The organism is Caballeronia concitans (genome assembly GCF_001544615.1).
Lineage (GTDB): Bacteria > Pseudomonadota > Gammaproteobacteria > Burkholderiales > Burkholderiaceae > Caballeronia > Caballeronia concitans.
The window spans coordinates 958,436-979,770 of record NZ_FCNV02000001.1; the positions used below are offsets into that span (position 1 = coordinate 958,436).

A 21,335-nucleotide genomic window follows, 5' to 3' on the forward strand; every position below is an offset into this window, starting at 1 on the left:
CGCGGGGCTTGGGCGCGGCGTTTCACGCCTGTTTTTCGATGCGTTCTTCTTCCTCAGGGTTCGGCACTTCCGGCGACGGCGCCTCGGGCGCCACGGCCACCGGCGTCATATACCGCACCGCCAGCGCCTCGTACAGCGGCGGCGCGAACACGCGCGACACGCGGCTCGATATGAGCGCGGTGCCCATCAGCGAGATGACGAGCGCGTGCCCGTTGATCATCTCCATCACGATGACGAACGCCGTGATCGGCGATTGCGTCACGGCGGCGAGGTAGCCGACCATCGCGAGCGCGATGAGCATCGGCAACTGCATGTCGGAGAAGAGCATGTGGAGCACGTTGCCGAAGCCCGCGCCGATCGACAGCGACGGCGCGAAGATGCCGCCGGGAATGCCGGGCAGATACGAGCCGATCATCGACACCATCTTGAAGAGCGGATAGAGCACCGACAGTTGTTCACGTCCCTCGAGCAGGCCGCGCGCTTCGGCATAGCCGCTGCCGAACGTCGTGCCGCCCGACACGAACCCGACCGCCGCGATGATGAGCCCGCACAGCGCCGCGAACGCGACCGGCTGCGACGTATGCAGCGCGCGCAGCGGCGCGGGAATCCACTTCGCCGTGTTGAGCAGGAGCCAGCAGAAGAGGCCGCCCGCGATGCCCGTGACGACCGCCGTGACGACGACCGCCACCGCGAGCAGCTTCGGAAAATGCGCGCCGACGTCGATGGTGCCGAAGTACGTGTAGTTGCCGTTCAGCCCCAGCGCGACGATACCCGCGACGATGATCCCGGTGATCAGCACGCCGCTTGCGCGCGTCGAGAAGCTGCGCGTCAGCTCCTCGATGGCGAACACGATGCCCGCGAGCGGCGTGTTGAATGCGGCCGACAATCCCGCCGCCGCGCCCGCCAGCACGAGCTGCCGTTCGATCAGCGAATTCGAGCGCGGGTAAAAGCGCCGCATGTTGAACATGAGCGCCGCGCCGACCTGCACGGTCGGACCTTCGCGGCCGATGGTAAAGCCGCCGAGAATCGCGATGAACGAGACGGCGATCTTGCTCGCGAGAATCCTGAGCGTGAGGAGCCGCCCGCCTGACGCCGACGTCGGACCATGCAGCACCGCGATCACCTGCGGAATGCCGCTGCCTTCCGATCCGCGAAAAAAGCGTCGCGTGAGAAAGACGCACAGCGCCGCGACAGCCGGCGTCACGATGAGCGGCAGCCACGGATGCTCCGCGCGCTGATGCATGAAGAGGCCGTATCCCCAGTCGATGAGCCGGGCGTAATACACCGCGACGACACCGACGAGAATCGCACCCAGCCAGAAGATGCCGTAACGCCGCCAGAGGCTGCGCGTGCGGCGCGTGGTGATGGTCGAGAGGGAGCGGAGCGCTCGGAGCATGCTGTGGCCGTCGCTTTTGTCGAAGCGCCGATTATATCGGCCATCTCAAAAACGACGCGGCGCTTGTTTCGTTCAGAAACGGCGGCACAAAAAAGAACAGGCGCGAGGCTTTCGCCGGGCGCCCAGGAAACGCTCCCGTGAAGCAGGAGCGGAGAGGAGAAGAGCGCCGCGCGCGCCGGAGTCGTTCATTGGCATGCGCGGCATTACCCGTTCCGACTGTGCGGTCCGGCGGAAGTTCAATCGAATTGAAAGTCGTTTTGCGACGGCGCTCAGGCGGTAAGCACTTCGAAAGCAACGACGGCGGCGATTGCGCTCAAGTTCGCGATGATCGCTTCGCACACGACACCACGCCATGTCGCGGGCCGGAACCGGATGGCGAGCAGCAGGGCGACGGACAGCGCTATCGCGATCATCGCGACGAGATGTGAACCTTGCAGATACACGCGCATGACGTTCTCCGTTGGACGCCTGACTCCTTCGAGTATAAGCAGCCTGCCGCGCGCCGAAAACCGACAAAACCGCCATGCTCCCGCCACCTTGCGGACGGTGATCCGGTGTTACTTTTCATGCACGCATTTCAGGGAATCTTCTCGCCGGCCTGCATACCAACCCGTATGCGCGCCGCCTGTTTTCGAGAAGCGCGCCCGACCGCAGTCCGTGGAGCATTTGCCCGATGACTTCCCCGACGACACGTTCTCTCGAAGTCGATTTCTTTCGAGGAATCGTGCTGCTGATTATCGCGGTGGACCATATATCGGGAAGCGTGCTGTCGCACTTCACGCTGCATCAGTTCGCGTTCTGCGACTCCGCGGAAGTGTTCGTGTTTCTTGGCGGTTATGCGTCGGCGGCGGCTTATACGGCGCTCGCGACTCGCCGTAGTCATTCGGCCGCTCGCCGACGCTTTTTCAAGCGAAGCTGGGAGATTTACCGTGCGTATCTGCTGACGGCGGTGCTGATGCTCGTCTGCGGCGCGCTGCTGATGCTCCTCAAAATCGATTCCCCGATGCTGCAGTACACCGAATGGCCGGCGTTGCTCGCGCGTCCGTTCGGCCTCGTGTTCGATATCGCGACGTTCCGTCAGCAACCGTATCTGTCGTCCGTGCTGCCGATGTATTCGCTCTTCGCGCTCGCCGTGCCGATGGCCGCGCCGCTCGCGCAACGCAAGCCCGTCATCGTGATGTTCGGCAGCCTGCTCCTGTGGCTCGCCGCCGCGCCGATCGCGCACGCGCTGCCGTCGTCGTACGGACAGGCGTGGTCGTTCAATCCGTTCGCCTGGCAGCTCATGTTCGTGACGGGCGTGCTCGCGCGCGTGCAGCCGGTCAGCGACACGTTCCACGCGAGCCGGACCGCGCGCTGGCTCACGTGTGCCGCAATCGCGTTCGCGCTGACGTTCGCGTTCGCCAAGCTGTTTCTCGAAACGCAGGCGCCGCCGGGATACATGAAGCAGAATCTCGCGACGCTGCGCATCGTGAGCTTTGCCGCCGTTGCGTGGATCGTCGCGCGGGCGGTCTATGCGGGATGGATCGGCGATCTCGCGCGCAAGCTGCCGAGCGTGGTGACGGTCGGGCAGCAGGGGCTCGTGTGCTTCATCGCGGGAACGTGCGTGTCGCTCGTGCTGGATTCGGCGTTGCGTGCGATGGGCGTCGAGAACCTGGGGCGCTCGCCGTCGCACTGGCTCGCGGGCCTCGCCGCCGATGCCATCGCCATCGGCGCGCTGCTCGCGCTCGCGCGCTTCTGGGCGGATCGCAAGGCTAAGGCGGCCCGGGCGAAGGACGCGGCGCGCGTGACATCGTCCAAACCGACGCCGCGGCGCCTGCCTGTCATCGAGCGGCGGCCCGTGCCCGCGCACGCCGGCAACCGGCGGCGCGAGCGCTGAGCGGATCGCTCGAATCCGCTGCGATCAGTCGAGCGCGATATCGCGTGTCTCGCGCATCGCGAGCACCGCCAGAAGGCTCACCGCCGCCGCCACCGACACATATCCGCCGACCCACGCCAGCCCGCCGCGATTGGCGAGCAGCTGCGCGATATACGGCGCCACCGACGCGCCCAGAATCCCGCCCAGGTTGTACGCGACGCCCGCGCCCGTGTAGCGCACGTTCGTCGGGAAAAGCTCGGGCAGGAGCGCGCCCATCGGGGCGAAGGTGACGCCCATCAGGAACAGTTCGATGATCAGGAACAGCGCGACGTAAGCGGTGTTGCCGCTACCGAGCAACGGAGCCATCGCGAAGCCGGAAAGAATCGCCGCGATGCAGCCGACGATCAGCACCGGCTTGCGGCCGAAGCGGTCGCTGGCGATGGCGGAGATCGGCGTGGCGATCGCCATGAACACGACGGCGAGGCACAAGAGGCCGAGGAATTTTTCGCGCGAGAAGTGCAGCGTCGCGACGCCGTACGACAGCGAAAAGACCGTCGAGATATAGAACAGCGTGTAGCAGACGACCATCGCGAACGCGCCGAGCAGCGTCGGGCCGAGATAGCGGCTGAGCAATTCCGCGATAGGCACGCGCACGCGCTCGTGGCGTTCGAGCGCCGCGCGGAACGCGGGCGTTTCCGCGATTTTCAGGCGCACGTAGAGCCCGAGCGCGACCAGCACCGCGCTCACGATGAACGGCACGCGCCAGCCCCAACTGCGGAACTGCTCGTCGGAGAGCGAGAGCGCGAGACCGAAGAACAAGCCGTTCGACGCCAGGAAGCCGACCGACGGCCCGAGTTGCGGGAACATCCCGAAGAGACCGCGCTTGCCCTTCGGCGCGTATTCGGTCGCGAGCAGCGCCGCGCCGCCCCATTCCCCGCCGAGCCCGATGCCTTGCCCGAAGCGCAGCACGCACAGCAACACGGGCGCGAGACTGCCGATGGAATCGTAGCCTGGCACGAGGCCGATGAGCGTCGTGGAGACGCCCATCACGAGAAGCGAGGCGACGAGCGTCGATTTGCGGCCGACGCGATCGCCGAAATGTCCGAACAGGAACGAGCCGACCGGTCGCGCAAGAAACGCGATGCCGAACGTGACGAATGCGGAGAGCGCCTGCGCGGCCGGCGATCCGTGCGGAAAGAACACGGGGCCGATGACGAGCGCGGCGGCGGTCGCGTAGACGTAGAAGTCGTAGAACTCGATCGCGGTGCCGATGAAGCTCGCGAAGATCACGCGCGAGGTGCTTTGGGCTTTGTCGCCGGGATTGGCGGCGGAAAGCGAGGGTGAGGCCATGATGTCTCCGTCTGTCGTGCTTTGTGATGCTGTTATGTGGAGCAGTGCCGCGCGCATCGGCAACCGATGAGCGATGGCGCTGGTCATGCTTCTATGCTTCTTCGGGATCGCATGCCTCGAGCTGCGCGGGAGTGTGCGCGAGGCGAAGGCGGCGTGGCCGCCTGGGCGCTTCGCACGGCGCGCGGGGTGGGCGCGCGGCGAAGGCGTGCGCCGGGCGGAGCCGGCAGGGGTGCCAAAAATTATAGCGACGGGGCGCGGCGAGCGCCATTCGGATGCACGCCGGCTATTCGATGCTCGTTGCTTGCGGCGAGTGCGACGTCTGCAACTGGAACTGGCCGTTGTCGTTGAACATCCATCCTTCGAAGAGTTCGATCTGCCCACTGCCGTTTAGAAGCCGCGCGGGCGGCGCGGGCAGCGGCGCGGCGCGGCGCAACGAGGCGAGCGCGGTGGCTTCGGCTTCGTCGTCGCCGTTGGTGCGATACACCGACGATTGCACGAGCCGCCCGCCGCGATCGACGGTGAATGCGACGAGGACGAACGAGCGCAGCATCGCTTGCGGCGTGCCACGCAGCACGAGCGACGGATTGCGCTCGAAGATGCGCTGCGCGATGCGCGACTTGTAGTCGTCGAGCGTCGGGCTGGGCGCGGGCGTGGATGGCGCGGCGGCGCGCGCGCTGACGACGCTCGGCGGCGGCGTGATCGTGCAGGCCGTGGTTGCGAGAAGGATGATCGACGCCAGGAAGGTACCGGACCGTCGTATGAATAGAGTCGTCATGGAACCGGCACCGAGGAAACGATACTTCAATAGTAGTCCGTGATCGCGGCGGGTGCATAACTTGCTAACCATGCTCATACGTATCCGAACATCGAACATCGAACATGAACGGAGGAAGACATGAGCAGCGAACAGAATCGCCCTGAGGATGTGCAGCCGGCGGAACACAGCGACAACGAGAAGAGCAAGCTGCCGGAGCGTAACGATGAAGGCCGCAAGCAGGCGCCGCACGATCATCCCGGCAAGCAGCCGGGCGAGGGCGAAACGCCGGTGGGTTGAGCGCACGGACGGTGCGGTGCTAAGGTAGGAGAAGGCCGTTCCACGCCTTTGGGAGGATGTCATGTCGACCGCCAATGATCCCGCTTCCGCCGCCCCGTCCGAGCAACAGCCGCCATCCCCGAACGAAGCCGGCGCCGCCCCCGATGCCGACAAGGCGGAGCCCGCGCCGCACGAACGTCCGCCCGTCAGGACGGACGACAACTGACGGCGGCGTTCGCGTTGTTCAGTCGCGGTACGGCTGGACGAGTTCGGCGCAGCGCAGCGGCGTGCTGGACCGCGCCGCGGCGGATTCCGTCGCGCGCGTTTCGACGCAGCGGTACACGCTGTTCGTCTTCTGCAGCATGTAGACGTCGCCCGGCAGCCCGGAAGTGCGCGCGGCGACGCTCGTCGTGCCGACGATGGCGTAGCCGTTCTGGATCAGATCGAACATCGACATTTCTGCGGCGCGCCATTGCGCGTTGGGCAATGCGTCGGCGTGCGCAGATGCCACGGCACAGCCGGAAGCGAGCGCCACGAGGATCGTCAGGATGCCGCTTGGCGTTTTCATGCGGAGGTCTCCGTGTGAAGGCGGTGAGCGGGGTTAGATGGGGCGGGCGCGTTCATGATTCCATGCGAAGGCGCATGCGAGGAACGGCATCGGATATTGAATGTGAATGAACCGCCACGCGGAAAGAGCGAAGAACCGTACGGCGTTTCGGGAATACGATGTTTCCGGACGGAAACGAAGAGGCGGGGAAGGAAGCTGGCGGAGGCGGTGAGATTCGAACTCACGGAAGGATCGCTCCTTCGCCGGTTTTCAAGACCGGTGCCTTAAACCGCTCGGCCACACCTCCAGCAAGCCGCGTATTGTAGCGCAAGTCGTCGGCGGCGAGGAGCGCTCAGCCTTCCAGCGTGCGCGTCGCCTTCAGCGCGGGGAACAGCCGCATCCACAGAAACGCGACTGCGATCGTTCCGATGCCGCCGATCAGTACCGCCGGCACCGCGCCGAACAGTCCCGCCGTCATCCCCGATTCGAATTCGCCGAGCTGATTCGACGTCCCGATGAAAAGCGAATTGATCGCGCCGACGCGTCCGCGCATGTCATCGGGCGTCTGCAACTGCACGAGCGACATCCGCACGACGACGCTGATCACATCCGATGCGCCCAGCGCCGCCAGCGCGATCAGCGAGACATAGAGATTGCGCGACAGCCCGAACACGATCGTCGCGATGCCGAACGCAATCACGCCGCCGAAGAGCGCCGTGCCCGCGCGTCGGCGCAGCGGAAAATGCGCGAGCCAGATGGATCCGGCCAGCGCGCCCGCCGCCGGCGCCGCGCGCAACACGCCGAGGCCCCACGGACCCGTGTGCAAAATGTCCCGCGCGAACACGGGCAACAGCGCGGTCGCGCCGCCGAGCAGCACCGCGAAAAGATCGAGCGACAACGCGCCGAGAATCACCGGCTTGCTGCGAATGAAGCCGATGCCGCTGAACAGCGCCTCGAACGACAACGGCGCGCGCATGCGCACGGCTTCGTCGATATGGATCGCCGCCACCGCGCACGCCGCGACGAGAAACGCGGCCGTCACCGCGCCGTACACCGTCAACGCGCCGAGGCTGTAGAGCAGGCCGCCCATCGCGGGACCGAGAATCTGCGCGGTCTGATTGGCCGATGTCGACCACGCGCTCGCGTGCTGCAACTGATTGCGCGCGACGAGATTCGGCAAGAGCGCCGCCATCGACGGCGATTCGAACGCGCGCGCCGCACCCGTGATGGTCGCGATCGCGTAGATCGGGCCGACGTGATTCCAGCCGCGCCACGCGCCGAAGCACAGCATGAGCGCCGCGATGCCCTCGATTGTCTGACAGACGTACGCGATCGTGCGCCGGTCGTATCGATCCGCGACGTGACCGACGACCAGCGTCAGCACGAACATCGGCACGAACTGCGCGAGCCCGACGAGACCGAGCGCGAACGCGCTGTGCGTGATCGAATAGACCTGCCATCCGATCGCGACCGACATTATCTGAAACGCCACCGACGACATCACCCGCGCGCTCCAGAAAAGCGCGAACGGACGATGCCGCATCACCGAGCCGGGCGCCATCGTCGGCGCGCTCAACGTTGCGGATCCTTCAAGAACAATTCCTGCAGATCGTTCAGAAAGCGCTGACCGAGTTCCGTCGGCGCGATGCGTTCGAAGTTGCGCGTGATGAGTCCGCGCTTCTCGGCTTCGACGAGCGCGGGTTCGATCGCGGACATCGCGAGTCCCGTGCGCTCGATGAACGCGTGCACCGGAAAGCCCTCGACGAGCCGCAGTGTGTTCAGCATGAATTCGAACGGCAGATCGCGCGGGCCGACTTCGCGTTCTTCCTGGATCGCGCTTTCGGTCGGCGACAACGCCTGATCCATATACGTCGACGGATGCTTGAAGCGCGCCTGCCGCAGAATCTTCGACGGAAACGACAGCTTCGTATGCGCGCCCGCGCCGATGCCGAGATAGTCGCCGAAGCGCCAGTAGTTCAGGTTGTGCCGGCTCTGCCGATGCGGCTTCGCATACGCCGACACCTCATACCGCTCGTAGCCCGCATCGCGCGTGCGTTCGTGTATCCAGTCCTGCATGTCGGCGGAGGCGTCGTCGTCGGGGAGCACGGGCGGATACTTCGCGAAGAGCGTGTTCGGCTCCATCGTCAGGTGATACAGCGACAGATGCGGCGGCGCGAACGCAATCGCCGTCTCGATGTCCTGTCGGCATTCGTCGAGCGTCTGCTGCGGCAACGCGAACATCAGGTCTAGATTGAAGTTGTCGAAGTGCTTCGCGGCGATTTCGACGGCTTTCCTCGCTTGCGATGCATCGTGGATGCGCCCGAGCGCCTTCAGATGCGCCTCGTTGAAACTCTGAATGCCGATCGACAGTCGATTCACGCCGCTCGCGTGGAACGACGCGAACTTCGCGGCTTCGAACGTGCCGGGATTTGCTTCGAGCGTGATTTCGGCGTCGGCGTCGATCGGGAGCAGCGCGCGTGCATCGGAAAGCAGTCGGTCCAGCCCCTTCGCCGACAGCAACGAAGGCGTGCCGCCGCCGATGAAGATCGTATGCACCTGACGTCCCCACACGAGCGGCAATGCGCTTTCGAGATCGGCGCGCAATGCATCGAGATAACGCTCTTCGGGGAACGTATCGTCCTTCGATTCGTGCGAGTTGAAGTCGCAGTACGGGCACTTGCGCACGCACCACGGAAAATGCACGTACAGCGAAAGCGGCGGCAGCGACGTCAGCCGGATGCTTCCCGGCGACGTGAACGCCTGCACGACGTTGATGGTTTTCGGTCCGGCGCTCACGCGAGTTCCTTCAGCCGTTGCAGCAAGTCAGCGAGCGCGAGCGCGCGATGACTCAGCGCGTTCTTGCGCGCGGGATCGAGTTCGGCGGCGGTCGCGTTCAGCGCCGGCAGAAAGAAGTGTGGGTCGTAGCCGAAGCCGTTCGCGCCGTGCGGCGCGTCGATCACTTCGCCATGCCAGCGGCCTTCCGCGATGAGCGGTTCCGGATCGTTCGCATGCCGCACGAGCACGAGCACGCAGAAGTAATACGCGCGACGGTCCGCTTCGTTCGCGAGATCCGCGACGAGACGCGCGTTGTTGGCCGCATCGCTCTTTTCGCCGCCGTTCATCATCGCGTAGCGCGCCGAATAGACGCCGGGCGCGCCGTTCAGCGCGCGCACGCAGAGGCCGGAATCGTCGGCGATCGCGGGCAGGCCCGTCAGCGCCGACGCATGCCGCGCCTTTGCCAGCGCGTTTTCGACGAACGTCGCGTGCGGCTCCTCCGCTTCCGGCACGCCGAGTTCGCCCTGTGCGATCAATTCGATGCCCGCGGCTTCCAGCAGCGATGCGAATTCGCGCAGCTTGCCCGCGTTGTTCGACGCGAGCACCACGCGCTTCATGCCATTCAGGTCAGACACCTTCGATCTCCAGCGCCGCCTTTTGCTTCGCGATCAGCGCCTTGATGCCGCTGTCCGCAAGGGCCAGCAGCGCATTCATTTCCTCACGCGAAAACGGCGCGCCTTCCGCCGTGCCCTGCACTTCGACGAAACCGCCCGCGCCCGTCATCACGACGTTCATGTCGGTATCGCATTGCGAGTCTTCTTCGTAGTCGAGATCGAGCACCGGCGATCCATCGAAGATGCCGACCGAAATCGCCGCGACGAAGTCCTTCACCGGCGATTTCGCGATGCGTCCGGCAGCGAGCAGCTTGCCCACCGCGTCGTGCGCGGCGACGAACGCGCCGGTGATGCTCGCCGTGCGCGTGCCGCCGTCGGCCTGGATCACGTCGCAATCGATATGCAGCGTGCGCGGGCCGAGCGCGTTCAGGTCGAAGACCGAGCGCAGCGCGCGGCCGATCAGGCGCTGAATCTCCTGCGTGCGGCCCGTCTGCTTGCCGCGCGCGGCTTCGCGGTCGCTGCGCGTGTGCGTCGCGCGCGGCAGCATGCCGTATTCCGCGGTGAGCCAGCCTTGATCGCGCCCGGTGAGGAACGCGGGCACACGCTCGGCGATGCTCGCCGTGCAGATCACCTTGGTATCGCCGAACTCCACGAGCACCGATCCTTCCGCGTGCTTCGTGTAATGCCGCGTGATGCGGACATCGCGCAACTGATTGTCGCGGCGGCCGCTCGGACGCGGGATGGAAGGCTTGAGCAGGGGAGAGTCGGTCATGGCGAGGAAGAGTAGAGGAGGTCAGGCGCGCATTCGAATTGCCGATGATCGCGCCGCGTGCAGCGATTTTATCGTCAAACAACCGCCGGCGTTGCGCGCGCGGCGTGCGCCGGAACGCCCCGTGCGGGCGGGCTGCGCGGCAAAAATGGGATAATGCCGATTCATCGCCCGGCGGCACACATGCGTGCTCATCCCAATGCACCTTCCCACGCGCCGGGCGTTTCGTTGAACCGGCCTTCGCAACGAAGGCTCACATCGCGAGACGTACCATGATCTACAGCATGACAGGCTATGCCAGCGCGACGCGCGAAGTCGTCGCGGATGGCGCCGGACCCAATGGCGCGGGCGGTTCGGGCGTCGGTGTATCGGTGGAATTGCGCACGGTGAATTCGCGCTTTCTCGACCTGAATTTCCGCATGCCCGAAGACGTGCGCGCGACCGAACCGCAATTGCGCGAAATGCTGATGACGAAGCTCTCGCGCGGCAAGGTCGATATCCGCATCAACCTGAATCGCGTCGAGCAGACGGCCAACGCTGGCGCGCTGAACCGCGACGCGCTCACGCAGCTCGCCACGCTGGAGCGCGCCGTGCTGGACACTTTCCCCGACGCGGAACGCATGCGCACCGGTGAAATCCTGCGCTGGCCGGGCGTGCTCGCGGAAAGCTCGGTGTCGGCGGAAACGCTGCGCGAAGCCGTGCTCGCATGCGGCAAGCAGGCCATTGCCGATCTCATCGAAGTGCGCGCGCGTGAAGGCGCGGCGCTCGGCAACGTGCTCATCAACAACGTGACGGAGATGGAAGCGATCGTCGCGCGCATCACGCCGCTCGTGCCGGAGCTCATCGCGAAGCATCAGCAGAAGATCGTCGAGCGTTTGCAGGACGCGCTCGGCATCGCGACGGCCGACAACGCCGCGAGCACCAGCGTGCCGCGCGAGGAGATCGCCGAGCGCATCCGCCAGGAAGTGACGATGTACGGCATTCGCATCGACATCGCCGAGGAATTGCAGCGCCTGACCGCGCATCTCGCCGAAACGCGCCACGTCTTGCAGAAGGGCGGCAAGGTCGGCAAGCGGCTCGACTTCATGATGCAGGAGCTTAATCGCGAAGCGAACACGCTCGGCTCGAAGGCGGCGGCGAAGGAACTCGCGGATGCATCGATGACGCTGAAGCTGCTCATCGAACAGATGCGCGAACAAGTACAGAATCTGGAGTAACGCTCGATCATGCCGCATACCACGCATCGCTCGCATAGCAACTATACGGGCGTCTATCCCGGCAACCTGTTCATGGTGGTCGCGCCGTCGGGCGCGGGCAAGTCCACGCTCGTGAACGCGCTGCTCGCACAGGACCCGGCCATTCGCCTGTCCGTGTCGTACACGACGCGCGATCCGCGTCCGGCGGAAACCGACGGCGTGCAGTATCACTTCGTTTCCGTCGATGACTTCATGGAGCGCCACAGCAAGGGCGAATTCCTTGAAAGCGCCGAAGTGCACGGCAACTACTACGCGACGTCGCGCCTCTGGATTGAAGACCAGATGAAGATGGGCCACGACGTGCTGCTCGAAATCGACTGGCAGGGCGCGCAGCAGGTGAAGAAGCAATTCCGCAACGCGGTGGAGATTTTCATTCTGCCGCCGTCGCTGGATGCGCTCGAAGATCGGCTCAAGAAGCGCGGACAGGATTCCGAGAAAGTCATCGTGCGACGCCTGCTCGCGGCCGGCAGCGAGATGGCGCATGCATCGGAAGCGGAGTATGTGGTGATCAACGAGAACTTCGATCGCGCGCTCGCCGAACTGCAATGCCTCGTCATGGCGACGCGCCTGCGCTTCACGTCGCAATACGCGCGTCATACGCAGCTCTTCGTCGACCTCGGCATTCATCCGTCGCACCCGCAATGAGGCGAGGGGTGGCCGAGCCGTATCGGTCACATAAGGTAGAATAAAACCCATATTGAGAAGGAAACAAACATGGCCCGCATCACCGTTGAAGACTGCCTGAAACAAATTCCGAATCGCTTCGAGCTCGCGCTCGCAGCAACGTATCGCGCGCGTCAACTCGCGCAAGGTCACACGCCGAAAATCGAAAGCCGCGACAAGCCGACCGTCGTCGCACTGCGCGAAATCGCAGCGGGACAGGTGGGCGTCGAAATGCTGAAGAAGGTGCCCGTCTAAGGGCTTCACCCGTTTCATTTCCTGCAACCGGCGCAACCGATGCTCGAGCGGCGCGTCACACGAACACGGAGGCGAACATGAGTCAGACACCGTTGCCCGTCTCCGCGTCCGTGGAGCCCGACACCGAGATCGACCAGGACGCGCTTCTCGACGCCGACAAGCCGCACGCCGCGCGCAAGTACATCGATGCGGTCCTCGAACAGTCGTTCCGCCATCTGTTCGGACCGACCGCCACGCCGGAGCAGCCGCGCAAGCATGACGTCGTTTCCATTGCGAATCTGACGAACGCGCTCGCGAGCTACATCACTCCGGAAGAGATCAAGGAAGTCAAGGCGGCGTTCCACTTCAGCGACGAAGCGCATCTCGGGCAGTATCGCCAGAGCGGCGAGCCGTACATCACGCATCCGGTCGCCGTCGCGGAAATCTGCGCGGGATGGAAGCTGGACGCGCAGTCGATCATGGCGGCGCTCCTGCACGACGTGATCGAAGATCAGGGCGTGACCAAGACCGAGATCGCGGAGCGCTTCGGCGCGAAGGTCGCGGAACTGGTCGATGGCTTGTCGAAACTCGACAAGATGGAGTTTCGCAATCGCGAGGAAGCGCAGGCGGAAAACTTCCGCAAGATGCTGCTTGCAATGGCGCGCGACGTGCGCGTCATTCTCGTCAAGCTCGCGGACCGGCTGCACAACATGCGCACGCTCGGCGCGGTGCCGCCTGAAAAGCGGCGTCGCGTGGCGCGCGAAACGCTGGACATCTACGCGCCGATCGCGCATCGGCTCGGCCTGAACAACACGTATCGCGAGCTGCAAGATCTCTCCTTCGCGAACTTCAATCCGAACCGCTACGCCACGCTCGAAAAAGCGGTGAAGGCCGCGCGCGGCAACCGGCGGGAAGTCGTCGGCAAGATTCTGGAAGCGGTGCAGCGCACTATTGCAGATGCGAAGATTTGCGCCGAAGTCACCGGCCGCGAAAAGACCATCTACAGCATCTACAAGAAGATGCGCGACAAGCAGTTGTCGTTCTCGCAGGTGCTGGACGTGTACGGCTTTCGCGTGGTCGTCGAGAGCGCGCTGGAATGCTATACCTGCATCGGCGCGCTGCACGCGCTCTACAAGCCGGTGCCGGGCAAGTTCAAGGACTACATCGCGATTCCGAAGGTCAACGGCTATCAGTCGTTGCACACCACGCTCGTCGGCCCGTTCGGCGCGCCGATCGAGTTCCAGATTCGTACGCGCAAGATGCATGAGATCGCCGAGGCGGGCGTCGCCGCGCACTGGCTCTACAAGAACGGCGGCGCGGATCTCAACGATGTGCAGAAGCGCGCGCACCAGTGGTTGAAATCGCTGCTCGACATACAAAGCGAAGCCGGCGATTCGAGCGAATTCCTCGAGCACGTCAAGATCGATCTGTTCCCGGACGCGGTCTACGTGTTCACGCCGAAGTCGAAGATCATGCCGCTGCCGCGCGGCGCGACGGCGCTCGACTTCGCGTATTCGATCCACAGCGACCTCGGCAACCAGTGCGTCGCGGTGAAGATCAACAACGAGCTTCTGCCGCTGCGCACGGAGCTGAAGAGCGGCGATATCGTCGAAGTGATCACCGCGCCGTATTCGAAGCCGAATCCTGCGTGGCTCGGCTTCGTGCGCACCGGCAAGGCGCGCTCGGCCATCCGTCACTATCTGAAGACGATGCGCCTGAACGAATCCGTCCAGCTCGGCGAGCGGCTCGTCGATCAAAGTCTCAAGGGCTACGGCCTCGCGCTGTCCGAAGTCACGCCGGAAGTGTGGGAAAAGCTCGTGCAGTGGACGGGCAACAAGACGCGCCAGGAAATTTTCGCGGATATCGGCCTCGGCCGTCGCGTGGCGGCGGTCATGGCGAAGCGCATCGAAGTGTTGATGAACGGCATCGCCGATGACGAGGATCATCCGCATCGCGAGCATCACAGCACGAATACCGCGCCGCCGGTGGTCATCACGGGCACGGAAGGCATGTCGGTGCAACTGTCGCCGTGCTGCCGCCCGATTCCCGGCGACGACATCATGGGCTACATCGGCATCGGCCTCGGCATGGCGATTCACACCACCGAGTGCCGCGTCGCGCAACGCATTCATCGGCGCGATCCGGGCCGCTGGATCGACGTCGCGTGGGCGCCGCAGCCGGGCCGTCTCTTCGACGTCGCCGTGAAGGTGCTCGTGAGAAACACCAAGGGCGTGTTCGCGCGCGTCGCGGCGGACATCACGTCGGCGGACGCGAATATCGTGCATATCGCGATGGACGAGGACGTGTCGCAGGAAGCCAAGCTCCTGCGCTTCGTGATCCAGGTCAGCGACCGCGTGCATCTCGCCAACGTGATGCGCCGCGTGCGCACCAATCCGGACGTGATGCGCATCGCGCGCGAGCGTCCGAGCGACGAGCCGCATCATCGCAATCAGGACGGCGGCATGCGCATCGAACGGGAACGCGCCGACTACTGAGCGGCGCGGGAACGCGGCGTGCATGCTTTTCGTCAATAGACCGAAAGCATCGGAGAGCGCCGCAATGAACACATCGAATCTGGAAGGCGCCACGCTCGACTACTGGGTCGCGCGCGGGCTCCACGACTTCATCAGGGAAATCCACTTCACCGACAGCGGAGAGACGCTCTCCATTCGCGGCAACGACCGCGGCAAGGCCTGGGACGGGCGCTTTTTGCCGTCGACGTCATGGGAGGCGGCGTCCGTCGTGCTGGAACGCGCGTGCCGGCTGGAAATGACGGATCTTGGCCGTGGCGAAGTGCGATGCACGGCGGTCTTCGGCAAGGACGGACAAGCGGTGGAAGGGCGCGGGCCGTCGCTGCGGATCGCGTTGCTGCGCGCGTTCGTGCGGCATTCGTTCGGCGAGACGGTGGATGACGTCTATCTGCGGCATCCGCAGACGCTGCTCGGAACGCGATCTGAATCGATTTCGGAGCAAACCGCTGTTTCCGCGACGGGCGATGTTCCGGTACCGGAAGGGCGCATCGGCGATGTGAGGTCGCCGCCGCGTCCGTGATGCCGAATCGCACGCAATGCGTAGGTAGAAACAAAAAGGGCCTTCCGTATGGAAGGCCCTTCGAAAGATGGCGCGGCTGGCAGGATTCGAACCCACGACCCCTTGGTTCGTAGCCAAGTACTCTATCCAACTGAGCTACAGCCGCACGCAAAACGGTACTGCTATGTTACTTCAATGCGCTTTTGGTTAAGCGCTCGATGCTTTCGCTTGAAAGTGAAAACACCGGAATAAGTGGCGCGGCTGGCAGGATTCGAACCCACGACCCCTTGGTTCGTAGCCAAGTACTCTATCCAACTGAGCTACAGCCGCACGCAAAACGGTACTGCTATGTTACTTCAATGCGCTTTTGGTTAAGCGCTCGATGCTTTCGCTTGAAAGTGAAAACACCGGAATAAGTGGCGCGGCTGGCAGGATTCGAACCCACGACCCCTTGGTTCGTAGCCAAGTACTCTATCCAACTGAGCTACAGCCGCACGCAGAAGCGGAATTATAGCGAAGCTATTTTCAAAAAGGAAGGGTTTTTCGCCGAAAAATCGCTGACGCCCCCGAAGTAGCTGCGACGCCGCGGTTCGCGCGGCGTGGTAACTTGATGGTCTGAAACCAACAGCGGACACCGGAAAAAGCGGTTTGCACCATGAACAAGGCATTTGTCAAAGAATCCGACGAGAGCGACGACGACCTCGAACTGAGCCACCCGGACGTTCCGGCGGGCACGAAGAACTACATCACGCCTGCGGGCCATCAGAGGTTGCGGGACGAGTTGCTGCAACTCCTCGATACCGAGCGTCCCGAAGTGGTCAAGCTCGTCTCCTGGGCGGCGTCCAACGGCGATCGCTCCGAGAATGGCGACTACATTTACGGCAAGCGTCGTCTGCGCGAAATCGACCGGCGCATCCGCTTTCTGACCAAGCGGCTCGATCTGGCGGAGGTGGTGGACGCGAGGAAGCAGGAGAACGTCGATCAGGTGTTCTTCGGTGCGACCGTCGATTATTCCGGCGACGATGGCATCGTGCATACGGTGACCATCGTGGGCGTCGATGAAGTGGATCTCGATCGCGGCCACGTGAGCTGGATCTCGCCGGTCGCGCGTGCGCTCCTGAAGGCGCGCATCGGCGATACGGTGCCGCTGCACACGCCTGCCGGCATCCAGCAGATCGATATTCTCGACGTGCGCTATCCGCGCTGACCGAGAGAGAAGGGCGGAGACGAAAAAAAGCCGCTCCGAAGAGCGGCTTTTCTACAACTGTGCTGCAGCCAAGGCTTAGAAGCGGTGACGAACGCCAACCGTTGCCGAAACCTGGTTTTCCGTCGACGACACGCCAACGCCGTTGATCGTCGCGCCCAGGCCCGAATCGCCCGTGCCCGAAACGTGCTGGTACTCGCCTTGCAGGTACACGTCGGTACGCTTCGACAGCGCGTACGCCGTTTGCAGGTCGACCTGGTGGAACTTCGGCTTCTGGCCGAGGATGCGAGCATCCGTGAACGTATAGTTCGCAGCGAGCGACAGAGCCGGCGTGAGGTTGTAGCGGCCGTTCACTTCGTAGTTCTGGAAGCGCGCGCTGTTGCCGAGGCCGACCGCGCCCTGACCTTGCGTGCCGACGTTCGTCAGACCGACGCCGCTGTCGAGCATGGTCTGCGTGAACACGAAGCCAACCGTCGCCGGGCCGAACGCGTAGTTCAAGCCGCCGCCGAAGATACGCTGACGGCCCGATGCGAACGGCGTCTGGTCGTTCGTGATCGCGCCAGCGGTCTGGACGCCAGTAAGCGGGTTAACCGAGCCGGCGTTGTTCGATTGGAAGTACGCACCAGCGACGTTCAACGGACCGTAGTTATACGACACGCCTGCGCTGTACGCACGGTTGTTGGCGAAGCCGCCGGACTGGTTCGAGAAGCCGTACATGGCACCGAACTTCAGGCCAGCATAGTTCGCGCTCGTGTACTTGACCGAGTTGTCGACGCGGAACGTGTTGTCGAGGTTGTCGTTGTCGAACGGGTGGGCGAACTGCGTGCCGCCGTATTGCGTGCCCGTCAGAGCCAGAGGCCCGAGGAAGTCGACCACGGAGTCGTATTGACGGCCGAGGGTCACCGCGCCGAACTGGTTGCTCGACAGACCGACGAATGCCTGACGGCCGAACTCACGACCGCCTTGGCCGTTCGTGCCGTTCATGATGTTGAAGCCGTTCTCCAACGTGAAGATCGCCTTCAGGCCGCCGCCGAGGTCTTCAGCGCCGCGCAGGCCCCAACGGCTGCCGTTGACCGAGCCGCTCGTCGCCTTCCAGTTGCTGTGACCGTTCTGGTTGTTCGTGTAGGTGATGCCCGCGTCGATCAGGCCGTACAGCGTGACGCTGCTTTGTGCTTGAGCGGCGGTAGCGAAGACGCCCGTGAGGGCTGCGACGATGAGAGTCTTTTTCATCTTTGTAACTCCGAGAGCAGATTGGGCGTTAGGGACCCAGGCTTTGAGGAAACCTCCGTGCGACGCGCTGCGAGAGGCGCAGTCGAAGGGAGCAATGCGTCCGAAGGTGCGACACATTTGTTTCCGGACCAGACGAAGTGTAAAGACGGTGTTACAGACAGGGCATTCCACTTTCCGCAATAAATCATTCTCCGATCCGCAATGATCGGAAGACGGCTATTTTCCCTTTAAACACAATGATTTATCGGCGAATAAAGACGTAAGCGCGGGAGTGTCAACCAAGAGACGTTGCAGAAGTGCGACAGGAATTTCCGGCGTTTTTCAGTGGAGAAAGCTCGGAATCGATTGTTGAGATTATTGGAACAGCAGTTTGCGATATTTGAGAGTAATCGCGCTGGGCGGTGTCGCTATACTGTCGATTCTGCTTTCCGAAGCAGACTTTTTCGTTGACGGAAAAGATCTCCAAACTTTGTCAGCGCGACTTCCCGGTCGCGCTTTTTTTTCGCGCGTGCTCGTCGCGTGGCCTATTAGAGCGCCTCGGCCCTTGCTGGCTCTAGGTTTGCGGGGACCAGGTCGTCATCCAGCGGGCTTGCCCAGTCTTCCATTACATAATGGCGCGCATCCATCGGCGACGACAGCAAGTTCTGCCAGTGGCCACCGTGCCATGAGGAATCTATTTCCGCCGACTGACCGTCTTCGCTTGCACAGATAATCGATGTTGCGAACATCGACTTCAGCCACGAGGCGAGGCGTTGGATCGACTTCATCATCGGTCCTCCCGATTACATTCACGCACTAACGAAGCTCCATCTTGCTTAATGTTGGAGAATCGGGCAAGACGAGGAAAACACTTACGTTCGTTACTAAAATCGAATGCGTTTTTTTTGCGATCACGAATTGACTCGCAATATCCCGTATTAATGAGATACAGAAAAACCATAATCACGGGACAAAGCGAGTTAATGAAATGCACTGATTCGTTCGATAAGGCTCCAGTTGCGGCCATTGTCGATTGCTCCGAAGGCCTCAGCCGCTGTCCCTGCCGGCCGCGACGGGTGTAGCTGTCAGCCTTGCAAGCGGGCGAGCCGGAGCTGCTCGCGTCCTAGCATGCCGAAATCTGCGTCAATAAAGAATAGGGTATTGCCGTTGCATTCAAGACAATCGGGTTATCCGCAGTAGCCTGCCCGGTGCAAATACTGTTTGCAGGCAAAGGCGGTGGAAGTGTTGTAACTCCATTTTCCGTAAATCAGTGAAACTACTAACGCCGACTTTCCAAATTTGCGCGTCCGTAAGATTTGCCGCGCGAAAGCCATCCCATTCCGCTGACCAATGGGCAAACATGTCGTACGTTAGAATGGGCAATTCTGATCGCCTTTCGCGATGCTCAAAACCTCCGACCCCGCCGCTCAAAGATGCACCTCGATCCGCTCCCCGATTTCGCCCTGCCTTCCGAACCGCTCGTCTTCGTCGATCTTGAAACGACCGGCGGAACGCTGGGCGTCGATCGGATCACGGAGATCGGCATCGTGGAAGCGGGGCCGCAGGGCGTGTCGCAATGGACATCGCTCGTGAATCCTGGCAAGCCGATTCCGGCGTTCATCCAGCAGTTGACCGGCATCGACGATTCCATGGTCCGCCACGCGCCGACCTTCGAGGAACTTGCGTCCGGCCTGCTCGAGCGGATGAACGGACGCCTGTTCGTCGCGCATAACGCGCACTTCGACCACGGATTCCTGAAGGGCGAATTCAGGCGCATCGGCATGCGCTTTTCGCCGGACGTGCTTTGCACCGTTCAGCTTTCGCGCGCCATTTATCCATCGGAAACACGGCACGGCCTCGATGCGCTCGTCGGCCGTCATGCGCTCGTGCCATCGGCGCGGCATCGTGCGCTCGCGGATGCCGATCTGCTCTGGCAGTTCTGGCAGCACCTGCATCGCGCGCACGCGCCGGAGGTTCTGCGCGCGCACGTCGAACGCGTCACGCGCCGGTTTCAGCTTGCCGCTCAGATCGATGAAGACACAATCGAGCGCATCCCCGCCGGCTGCGGCGTCTATATGTTCTATGGCGATGACGACGCGCCGCTCTACGTCGGCCGCAGCGTGCGGCTGCGTCAGCGGGTGCGGTCGCATCTGACGGGGCCGCGCCGGTCGGCGAAGGATCTGCGGCTCGCCGCGCTCGTGCGGCGTGTCGAATGGAAGGCGACGGGCGGTGAAATCGGCGCGATGCTTGCCGAAGCGCAGCTGATCGCGACGCTGCGTCCGACGCTCAACCGCGCCCCGAAGTCGCGGCCCGGCGATGCGCGCGGTGCGCCGTGGCTGCACCCCGGCGCGATTGCGATCGAGGAGCGCGATTCGGCGACGGGCGAACGTGCGTGGCACGTCGTCGATAGGTGGCAGTATCTGGGCACGACGGGGTCGCTCGCCGAAGCGCGCGCGCTCCGAGCGCCTGGCAACGCGCAGGCATTCGACCTCGCGATCTATCGGATTCTCGGCGAGCGTCTCAAGCGTGGGTTGCCGATCACGCTGCTCACGCTCGATCCGCTCGATGCCCTCACGAACGCAATCTGACGCGCCCGTCTCAGCCCACGGCGCCCACGCCGCCCGCCGCGCAGACATGCGATAGCGCGCGCGAAAGCGGCGCGTTCATCGACGAGTTATAGCGCGTCAGATGTTTCCATCGCGCGACGCTGTCGGCGAGGCGAGAAGGGCAGTCGTCGGCATGGCGGATCGGCTCGACGCGCGCCAGTGCCGTCAACAGCGACCGCGTGAGCTGATCCAGTTTCGGACGCGTGTCGTTGGCGAGATCGGGCGGCGTGCCTTCCGGCGCGGCCCTCAACGCGCGCCAGTTCGCGAACAGCGCGTTTTGCACGTCCTTGCTCGCGTCGATCTGATCGCGGAAAAACTGTTGCGCGAAGTCCGGATCGACCTCCGCGGACCGCGCCCGCTCACCGACTTGCTTCAGGAGCGCGGCCTCGCGCGGTTCGTCGGTGATCGGCTCGTGATTCGCCCATTTCCAGCGGGCGACGGGTTCGGCCAGCGCGAGCCGTTGCGAAACGAGGGCGATGAGATTGGTGAACGCGGTGTCGTCGCCGTCCGCGTGCGCGGGGGCCGGAGTGGCGACGGCGAGAAAGAGCGCCGAAGCGGCGGCTATCGCGCGGAAGGAACGAAGAGTGGGGAATCGGCGCATCGGTCGGTTGGCGGAAAACTGGCGGAAGCGCCAGCATAGCGCAGCGACGTCAGCAGGCGAGGCGAAGCCCCGCCGGGCAAAACCGGTCGAGCATGTCGATGCGCGCGACTCGTCCTGGCGTGAGCCATACGCGGACCGTGCAGTCCGGGTGCGCCGCGCGCACGGGCGTCGCGATCACGACGGCGAAGTATGA

At 63.6% G+C, this 21,335-nt stretch carries 22 protein-coding genes and 4 tRNA genes; 10 read left to right on the top strand and 16 right to left on the bottom strand.

The genetic code is table 11. The features are described from left to right. Positions 1 to 22 precede the first annotated feature (22 nt). Both AWB72_RS04460 and AWB72_RS04465 read right to left on the bottom strand, forming a co-directional pair. Positions 23 to 1,396, bottom strand: a complete 1,374-nt coding sequence (locus AWB72_RS04460) for a chloride channel protein (protein ID WP_040051819.1) — start codon at positions 1,394 to 1,396, stop codon at positions 23 to 25. Between the two features lie 269 nt (positions 1,397 to 1,665). Continuing rightward, entirely contained in the window at positions 1,666 to 1,845 is a 180-nt protein-coding gene (locus AWB72_RS04465) for a hypothetical protein (protein ID WP_040051820.1), read from the bottom strand. Positions 1,846 to 2,069: 224 nt separating this feature from the next. Between AWB72_RS04465 and AWB72_RS04470 the strand changes: the two genes are divergently transcribed. Next, positions 2,070 to 3,272 carry an OpgC domain-containing protein gene (locus AWB72_RS04470; protein WP_040051821.1) on the top strand — a complete coding sequence of 401 codons (1,203 nt, stop codon included), beginning with the start codon at positions 2,070 to 2,072 and terminating at the stop codon, positions 3,270 to 3,272. 24 nt (positions 3,273 to 3,296) lie between these two features. On the opposite strand, the gene AWB72_RS04475 is transcribed toward AWB72_RS04470, so the two are convergent. Then, positions 3,297 to 4,601, bottom strand: a complete 1,305-nt coding sequence (locus AWB72_RS04475; protein ID WP_040051822.1) for an MFS transporter — start codon at positions 4,599 to 4,601, stop codon at positions 3,297 to 3,299. Positions 4,602 to 4,884: 283 nt separating this feature from the next. Further along, entirely contained in the window at positions 4,885 to 5,376 is a 492-nt protein-coding gene (locus AWB72_RS04480; protein ID WP_040051823.1) for a TonB family protein, read from the bottom strand. 120 nt (positions 5,377 to 5,496) lie between these two features. Here AWB72_RS04480 and AWB72_RS29075 point away from each other — a divergent pair, with 120 nt between their 5' ends. Together AWB72_RS29075 and AWB72_RS28820 are read left to right on the top strand one after the other, a co-directional pair. Then, entirely contained in the window at positions 5,497 to 5,655 is a 159-nt protein-coding gene (locus AWB72_RS29075; protein ID WP_167550939.1) for a hypothetical protein, read from the top strand. A 61-nt stretch (positions 5,656 to 5,716) separates the two neighbouring features. Further along, complete coding sequence (locus tag AWB72_RS28820) at positions 5,717 to 5,860, top strand: hypothetical protein (RefSeq protein WP_159459341.1); 144 nt, start codon at positions 5,717 to 5,719, stop codon at positions 5,858 to 5,860. Between the two features lie 18 nt (positions 5,861 to 5,878). On the opposite strand, the gene AWB72_RS04485 is transcribed toward AWB72_RS28820, so the two are convergent. The 6 genes from AWB72_RS04485 to rph form a co-directional block, all read right to left on the bottom strand. Beyond that, complete coding sequence (locus AWB72_RS04485; protein WP_040051824.1) at positions 5,879 to 6,202, bottom strand: hypothetical protein; 324 nt, start codon at positions 6,200 to 6,202, stop codon at positions 5,879 to 5,881. Between the two features lie 196 nt (positions 6,203 to 6,398). Beyond that, positions 6,399 to 6,488, bottom strand: a tRNA-Ser gene (locus AWB72_RS04490). 45 nt (positions 6,489 to 6,533) lie between these two features. Continuing rightward, on the bottom strand, positions 6,534 to 7,742 hold the full coding sequence (locus AWB72_RS04495) for an MFS transporter (protein WP_208863113.1): 1,209 nt from the start codon (positions 7,740 to 7,742) through the stop codon (positions 6,534 to 6,536). 11 nt (positions 7,743 to 7,753) lie between these two features. Continuing rightward, entirely contained in the window at positions 7,754 to 8,977 is a 1,224-nt protein-coding gene (hemW, locus tag AWB72_RS04500) for a radical SAM family heme chaperone HemW (RefSeq protein WP_040051826.1), read from the bottom strand. Further along, positions 8,974 to 9,573, bottom strand: coding sequence for an RdgB/HAM1 family non-canonical purine NTP pyrophosphatase (gene rdgB, locus AWB72_RS04505; RefSeq protein ID WP_040051827.1), 600 nt, complete (start codon positions 9,571 to 9,573; stop codon positions 8,974 to 8,976). Before rdgB ends, hemW begins: the two co-directional genes overlap by 4 nt. A gap of 10 nt (positions 9,574 to 9,583) precedes the next feature. Then, entirely contained in the window at positions 9,584 to 10,342 is a 759-nt protein-coding gene (rph, locus tag AWB72_RS04510) for a ribonuclease PH (protein WP_040051828.1), read from the bottom strand. Positions 10,343 to 10,611: 269 nt separating this feature from the next. On the opposite strand from rph, the gene AWB72_RS04515 reads away from it, so the two are divergent. The 5 genes from AWB72_RS04515 to AWB72_RS04535 all read left to right on the top strand — a co-directional run bounded on the left by AWB72_RS04515 (position 10,612) and on the right by AWB72_RS04535 (position 15,543). After that, the gene (locus tag AWB72_RS04515; RefSeq protein ID WP_040051829.1) at positions 10,612 to 11,556 is read left to right on the top strand and encodes a YicC/YloC family endoribonuclease; all 945 of its coding nucleotides are present in this window, start codon (positions 10,612 to 10,614) and stop codon (positions 11,554 to 11,556) included. Between the two features lie 9 nt (positions 11,557 to 11,565). Continuing rightward, the gene (gene gmk / locus AWB72_RS04520) at positions 11,566 to 12,240 is read left to right on the top strand and encodes a guanylate kinase (RefSeq protein WP_040051830.1); all 675 of its coding nucleotides are present in this window, start codon (positions 11,566 to 11,568) and stop codon (positions 12,238 to 12,240) included. 69 nt (positions 12,241 to 12,309) lie between these two features. Beyond that, entirely contained in the window at positions 12,310 to 12,513 is a 204-nt protein-coding gene (rpoZ, locus tag AWB72_RS04525) for a DNA-directed RNA polymerase subunit omega (protein WP_006025620.1), read from the top strand. A gap of 77 nt (positions 12,514 to 12,590) precedes the next feature. After that, positions 12,591 to 14,987: a RelA/SpoT family protein gene (locus tag AWB72_RS04530; RefSeq protein ID WP_040051831.1), complete on the top strand. Its 2,397-nt coding sequence runs from the start codon at positions 12,591 to 12,593 to the stop codon at positions 14,985 to 14,987. A 64-nt stretch (positions 14,988 to 15,051) separates the two neighbouring features. Further along, a complete protein-coding gene (locus tag AWB72_RS04535; protein ID WP_040051832.1) occupies positions 15,052 to 15,543 on the top strand; it encodes a phage protein NinX family protein in 492 nt (163 codons plus the stop codon). A 68-nt stretch (positions 15,544 to 15,611) separates the two neighbouring features. Here the strand turns inward: AWB72_RS04535 and AWB72_RS04540 are convergent. The 3 genes from AWB72_RS04540 to AWB72_RS04550 form a co-directional block, all read right to left on the bottom strand. Next, positions 15,612 to 15,688: transfer RNA gene (locus AWB72_RS04540), tRNA-Arg, on the bottom strand. An 87-nt stretch (positions 15,689 to 15,775) separates the two neighbouring features. Next, positions 15,776 to 15,852, bottom strand: a tRNA-Arg gene (locus AWB72_RS04545). A gap of 87 nt (positions 15,853 to 15,939) precedes the next feature. After that, positions 15,940 to 16,016, bottom strand: a tRNA-Arg gene (locus AWB72_RS04550). 161 nt (positions 16,017 to 16,177) lie between these two features. On the opposite strand from AWB72_RS04550, the gene greB reads away from it, so the two are divergent. Further along, positions 16,178 to 16,729, top strand: coding sequence for a transcription elongation factor GreB (gene greB / locus AWB72_RS04555; protein WP_040051833.1), 552 nt, complete (start codon positions 16,178 to 16,180; stop codon positions 16,727 to 16,729). A gap of 75 nt (positions 16,730 to 16,804) precedes the next feature. On the opposite strand, the gene AWB72_RS04560 is transcribed toward greB, so the two are convergent. Next, positions 16,805 to 17,956, bottom strand: a complete 1,152-nt coding sequence (locus tag AWB72_RS04560) for a porin (protein ID WP_040051834.1) — start codon at positions 17,954 to 17,956, stop codon at positions 16,805 to 16,807. Positions 17,957 to 18,483: 527 nt separating this feature from the next. Beyond that, on the bottom strand, positions 18,484 to 18,684 hold the full coding sequence (locus AWB72_RS04565; RefSeq protein WP_052450019.1) for a hypothetical protein: 201 nt from the start codon (positions 18,682 to 18,684) through the stop codon (positions 18,484 to 18,486). Between the two features lie 684 nt (positions 18,685 to 19,368). On the opposite strand from AWB72_RS04565, the gene AWB72_RS04570 reads away from it, so the two are divergent. Beyond that, the gene (locus AWB72_RS04570; RefSeq protein ID WP_040051835.1) at positions 19,369 to 20,523 is read left to right on the top strand and encodes an exonuclease domain-containing protein; all 1,155 of its coding nucleotides are present in this window, start codon (positions 19,369 to 19,371) and stop codon (positions 20,521 to 20,523) included. 10 nt (positions 20,524 to 20,533) lie between these two features. Here AWB72_RS04570 and AWB72_RS04575 read toward each other — a convergent pair whose 3' ends face one another. After that, complete coding sequence (locus AWB72_RS04575; RefSeq protein ID WP_040051836.1) at positions 20,534 to 21,142, bottom strand: chorismate mutase; 609 nt, start codon at positions 21,140 to 21,142, stop codon at positions 20,534 to 20,536. Positions 21,143 to 21,335: the final 193 nt, after the last annotated feature.